The following is a 5719-nucleotide window of genomic DNA, read 5'->3' on the forward strand; positions in this document are numbered from 1 at the left end:
CGGTGCATGAACGGGATCTTCCCAATGGTGATCGCTCACACCGAAGGCTAAAACACGTAACCCCATCGATGCCATACTATCGTGCGATTTTTGCAGTTCTTCGAGTTGCTCAGGGGTGTTTTGGGCGAGGGGAATGAGGGCTTCGTAGGCCCCTTTAAGATAGAGTTTTTCTTCTGAGTCGATACGGTTGATGGTCCCCATCATCCTCGTGATGGGATCAAATGGGTGGTAATAGATCCTTTCAAATTGTTCTCGCAAGATGAGATAATCGTCTCCCAACCATTGGGCGAGGGCGACATCAATACCGTCCCCTTTGTCATCATACGAGTCGTTACAGAGTGCCGCACAGCGAAGAAGCTCTTCTTTATCGAGTATCATTGTCTTTTTGACGGAGAGAATCCCCTCGGTAATGGTTCCCGTTTTATCGGTGGCGATAACGGTGGCACTTCCGAGCGATTCGACGGAGGGGAGATGGCGCACTAGAATTTTGTGCTGGCTGAGACGATAGGCACCGATCGCTAAAATGAGGGTGATAACGATCGGAAGCCCCTCAGGGACGGCGGAAACGAGTTGAGCGAGGAGAAAGGAGATCATCTCATCGACACTGCGTCCTTGGGCAATTGCAAAGGCACCGAGTATGAGGAGAATGAGGACGATAGCGATCAGAAGTTGTTTTGAAAAATGGCGCATTGAACGGGTCAATGGGGATTCGGGAGAGATTTTTTGTGCCGCTTCCGCTATTTTTGCCATTTCAGTCCATTCGGCGGTGGCGCATATGAGAGCGGTTGTTTTCCCGCGTAAAATTGAGGTTCCCGAATAGAGTGAGTTGAGACGTTCATACATAGGGGCTTCTGAGCTGACATCCGAATCGGCTGATTTATCACAGGGGAGCGATTCTCCGGTGAGTACCGCTTCATCCACCTGCAGAGCGTGCGATTCTATCAAGCGTGCATCGGCAGGGACGAGATCCCCTTCGCCGAGTAAGATGATATCACCGGGGACGAGTTGGTGAGAGGGGAGGAGCGTCTCAATCCCGCTGCGCAATACCCGTACATGATTTTCGGTGAGTCGCTGAAGTGCACGAATAGAGGTTTCGGCTTTAAGCTCCTGATAAAATCCCAGCAGGGCATTGATGATGAGGATAGCGAGGATGATAATACCGTCTTTGGTGTGATCCATAGCGAAGCTGATAATCCCCGCAACAATGAGGATGAGGACGATGGGGCTGGCAAATTGAGAAATTAACATTGAGAGTTTGGAACGCTCTTCTACCATCAGGGAGTTGGAGCCGAATCGTTTGTAGCGATTTTCCGCTTCGTTGGCGTCAAGCCCAACACTAGAACTCTCTAACTCCACTAAGAGAGAATCTATTGACTTTGACCAAGGTAAATCGGGGATATTCATAGGTGCCCCTTCGAAAAAGTGAGTTAGATAGTATAGTAACTAATGGCAAACAAATTGTCTACGAGAGAGAAATAAAATTCCGCAGAGGAGTAATGCCATACTTCCGGCAATCAAAAAAGGTGTTGTACTTCCAAAATGATCCCAAAGCCAACCGGCAATGATGAGCGATGCGAGGGTGGCAAAGCCGACGGCACTAAAGTAAATCCCGTAAGCGGTTGCTTTAAGCTCTAGAGGTGCGGTGTCAGAGATGATAGCTTTAGCAAGTGAATTAAATCCGCCGGCAAAAAAACCGTAAATCGCAAATCCTGTCCACCCCCCCCATACGGTTCCCGAGGCCATACATAAAGCGCCTAGACCGAATGCAAGATAGACAAAAGAGAGGAGAGCCGGTTTTCCGTAGCGATCTGCAAGGCGGCCGATCGGGATGGCAAAAAATGCCTGAGTCAGATTATAGAGGGCATAGGCGAGGGGGATCATAAAGAGGGAGAGGCCGTTGTCTCCGGCTTTGAGTATCATAAACGAGTAGTTCATGGCAAAGAGGCTGAAAAGACTCTGGAAAGCTACCAGCCAATAAAAAGAGCTAGGGAGCGCTTCGGGACGAAAACGGCGTATCGGTGATGGTTCAAACGGTTTATCGACCACGACAAAGATGAGAATAGACATAGCAATAACACCGGGAATGAGGCTCAGAGCAAATACGGTGCGGAACGTCTCTTCGCTCTCTCCCATCGCCCATAAGAGTGCAAAAGTAGCCAAAGAACCCGCCAGTGCCCCCGCTCCGTCCATCATTTTATGAAAACCGAAGACAAAGCCGCTGGATTCTTTAGGGGTAGAAGCGCTGATAAGAGCGTCTCGCGGTGCAACCCGTATCCCTTTCGCTAGACGATCTCCGATACGAATCGTTGCGACCATCGTGGCACTTTGTGCAAAAAAAGCAAGCGGTTTGATGAGGTTGGATATACCATATCCGAAAACAACAATCCCTTTCCGACGTCCTAAACGATCCGAATAAAAACCTGAAAGGGCGATGAGGAGGGCAACGGAGAGCTCTGCTACCCCCTCGATCAGACCGATCTGTGTTTTGGTCGCATGGAGAAATCGCTCTAAAAAAATCGGAAGGAGGGGGAGGATCATTTCGGTTGAGAAATCGGTAAAAAAGCTATTAGCTCCCAGTGCAACAATATTTTTGTTTAAGGGTGGAGTTTTCATTAATCTCTCGTACTCTAAATTTGAAAAGATCTATTTTACCCCTTGTTTAGGTCGATTTAGCTAAAATTTCCTCACTCTATACCTGCAACTTTTTTTGCTTTCAAGGAACTAAATGCTATTACTATCCCCAAAACAAGAGTGGTTCGGCAACATTCGCGGCGATATTCTCGCCGGAATCGTGGTTGCCCTCGCTCTTATCCCTGAAGCGATCGCTTTTTCGATCATTGCGGGGGTTGATCCCAAAGTGGGTCTTTATGCCTCATTTTGTATCGCAACGGTTATCGCATTCGTCGGTGGTCGTGCAGGTATGATCTCTGCCGCGACAGGAGCAATGGCACTGCTCATGGTGACGCTCGTAAAAGAGCACGGCCTACAATACCTGATGGCGGCAACATTGCTTACGGGGGTATTGCAAATTCTTGCAGGATATTTGAAACTCGGCGTTTTGATGAGTTTTGTCTCCCGTACCGTCGTGATCGGATTTGTGAACGCGTTGGCAATTTTGATCTTTACGGCGCAACTCCCCGAACTCACCAATGTCACGTGGCATGTTTATGCCCTAACGGCGGCAGGGCTTGGAATCATTTATCTCTTCCCCTATATCCCAAAGCTAGGTAGATTGATCCCCTCACCGCTCGTGACCATTGTCGTCTTAACCGCTGTAACGGTAGTGATGGGGATCGATGTTCGTACGGTCGGTGATATGGGTGCACTCCCCGATACCTTGCCGATCTTTTTATGGCCGGATGTTCCGATGAATTTTGAGACACTCTCTATCATTTTCCCTTATTCGGCTGCTTTGGCGGCAGTGGGGTTGTTAGAATCGTTTATGACGGCAACGATCGTCGATGATATGACCGATACCGACAGTGATAAAAACCGTGAAGCTAAAGGGCAGGGGATTGCGAATATTGCCAGCGGATGTATGGGGGGGATGGCAGGATGTGCAATGATTGGACAGTCGGTCATCAATATCAAATCAGGGGGACGGGGGCGACTCTCGACGTTGATTGCAGGAGTTCTGTTGCTCATTATGGTTGTCTTTATGTCGGATTTGATCAAAATTATTCCGATGGCGGCACTTGTTGCGGTGATGATTATGGTCTCCATCGGCACGTTTAACTGGGATTCGATCAAAGGGTTGAAAACCTTGCCTCTTTCGACCAATGTTGTGATGCTCTCAACCGTATTTGTCGTTGTCGGAACCCATAATCTCGCCCTCGGTGTCTTTACGGGGGTACTTCTTGCATCGTTATTTTTTGCCAATAAAATCAGCCATTTTATGTATTGGGATAAATCATTCGAAGAGACAAGCAGTACCCGTGTCTATAAATTCATCGGGCAGATTTTCTTTAACTCAGCAGATCGTTTCGCCGATGCGTTTGATTACAAAGAGGATGTCAAAAATGTCATTATTGATGTTACCCGTGCGCACTTTTGGGATATTACGGCTGTCTATGCTCTCGATAAAGCGGTGATAAAACTGCGAAATATGGGCAAAGAGGTGGAGGTAATTGGACAGAATGAAGCAACCCGTACTATCATCGACCGTTTCGGTGTTCACGATAAACCCTCAGAAATTGACAAAGTGATGGGCGGACATTAATAACATTCTTATATTTGCGTTACAATAAGCTAAAAAAATTAAGGGCAGAGATAGCATGTTAACGATTATCGTAACCACATTGCTATTATCTCTCCTTATCAATATTTTTGTCCGAAAAATTCATCTCCCTACGATCATCGGGTACATTCTTACCGGTACCTCTATAGCCTATATTTTTAATCTTCATCATGCCGTCAGTAATCACGATCTTCAAGCGATCGCCGAGTTTGGGGTTGTCTTTTTGATGTTCACCATCGGACTTGAGTTCTCGCTGGCGCACTTGAAACGGATGAAACATGAGGTATTTGTAACGGGGACATTGCAGATTCTTCTCACCTCCACGATCGTGTATCTGGTTGCTCATTACGGCTTGAAACTCGATCAAAACTCATCCTTTATTATCTCACTTGTCATTGCCCTCTCCTCGACTGCTATCGTCCTCAAACTTTTAAACGAAAGCGGTGAGATAAATCGCCGACATGGGCAGCGATCGCTGGGAATTTTGATTATGCAGGACATTGCGGTCATCCCGATTTTGTTGATCATCGGATTTATGAGCAGCAGCGCGCATGATATCACTTCGGCCTTGCAGGATATGTTGATCAGTGCCGTGATTTTGTTGGCATTCTTATGGGTATTCGGAAAGCATATATTAGAGCCTTTTTTAACCCAAATCCTAAAAACAAACTCTGATGAACTTTTTGTCGGGAGCGTTCTGTTTTTGGCTATCGGGGCATCGTATTTAGCCCATATCCTTGGTTTTTCCTATTCTCTGGGTGCGTTTATCGCGGGTATGCTCATCGCCGAAACCAAATACAAACACCAAGCAGAAGCCGATCTGATCCCTTTTCGGGATTTATTGCTCGGAATCTTTTTTATTACCGTAGGGATGCAGATAGATTTTTTCCTCCTTATCGCTCAATGGCATATCATCGTATTGCTTTTGATCGGCGTTATGGTGTTAAAATTCATCATCATTTTCGCTCTTGTACGACTCAATGAAAGTAAAAGAGTGAGTCTTAAAACAGCCCTCAGCCTTATACAGATAGGGGAATTTTCACTGGCGATTTTAGAGCTGGCGCGTTCAAACGATCTGATTGCCCAGCCCTACAGCCAAGTGTTGATTGCTACTATTGTTTTATCGATGATTATGACCCCTCTCATTTTGAAACATTTAACGCCACTAACCGATATGTTTATCAAAAAAGAGGATGAAAATATTGCCAATGAGTTCTTTTCGGATGAGTTAAAAGATCACACGATTATTTTAGGGTTTGGAGAGTTTGGACGCAATGTTGCTAGCGCACTCAAAGAAAAAGGGGAGTTTTATCTCGCGATCGAAAACAACATTAACACCTTTCACGAGATCCAGAAGATGGGTGAGCCCGCTATTTTCGGCAATGCACTCAAAAAAGAGGTGTTAAAAAAAGCCAATATCACGTTTGCAAAATACGTTATCATCGCCATTGATAATCCCGCGAAACTCTATCACGTATGCCA

Annotated in this window: 4 protein-coding genes; 2 read left to right on the forward strand and 2 right to left on the reverse strand. The window is 46.3% G+C overall.

The genetic code is table 11. From position 1 onward, the window contains the following. Positions 1 to 1404, reverse strand: a 1404-nt coding sequence (locus A2517_RS06360) for an HAD-IC family P-type ATPase (RefSeq protein ID WP_294895244.1), incomplete at its 3' end; no start/stop codon positions are given. Between the two features lie 39 nt (positions 1405 to 1443). Further along, complete coding sequence (locus A2517_RS06365) at positions 1444 to 2613, reverse strand: MFS transporter (RefSeq protein ID WP_294895246.1); 1170 nt, start codon at positions 2611 to 2613, stop codon at positions 1444 to 1446. Positions 2614 to 2725: 112 nt separating this feature from the next. On the opposite strand from A2517_RS06365, the gene A2517_RS06370 reads away from it, so the two are divergent. After that, positions 2726 to 4219, forward strand: coding sequence for a SulP family inorganic anion transporter (locus A2517_RS06370; RefSeq protein ID WP_294895248.1), 1494 nt, complete (start codon positions 2726 to 2728; stop codon positions 4217 to 4219). Positions 4220 to 4274: 55 nt separating this feature from the next. Further along, positions 4275 to 5719: cation:proton antiporter (locus A2517_RS06375; RefSeq protein WP_294895250.1), on the forward strand; the 1445-nt coding region annotated here is incomplete at its 3' end.

This window comes from Sulfuricurvum sp. RIFOXYD12_FULL_44_77 (assembly GCF_001830725.1).
GTDB lineage: Bacteria > Campylobacterota > Campylobacteria > Campylobacterales > Sulfurimonadaceae > Sulfuricurvum > Sulfuricurvum kujiense_A.

What these genes read in the sequence shown, in the direction of transcription:
- A2517_RS06365 (WP_294895246.1), bottom strand. Translation starts at nt 2,613, where the DNA reads ATGAAAACTCCACCCTTAAACAAAAATATTGTTGCACTGGGAGCTAAT.
- A2517_RS06370 (WP_294895248.1), top strand. Translation starts at nt 2,726, where the DNA reads ATGCTATTACTATCCCCAAAACAAGAGTGGTTCGGCAACATTCGCGGC.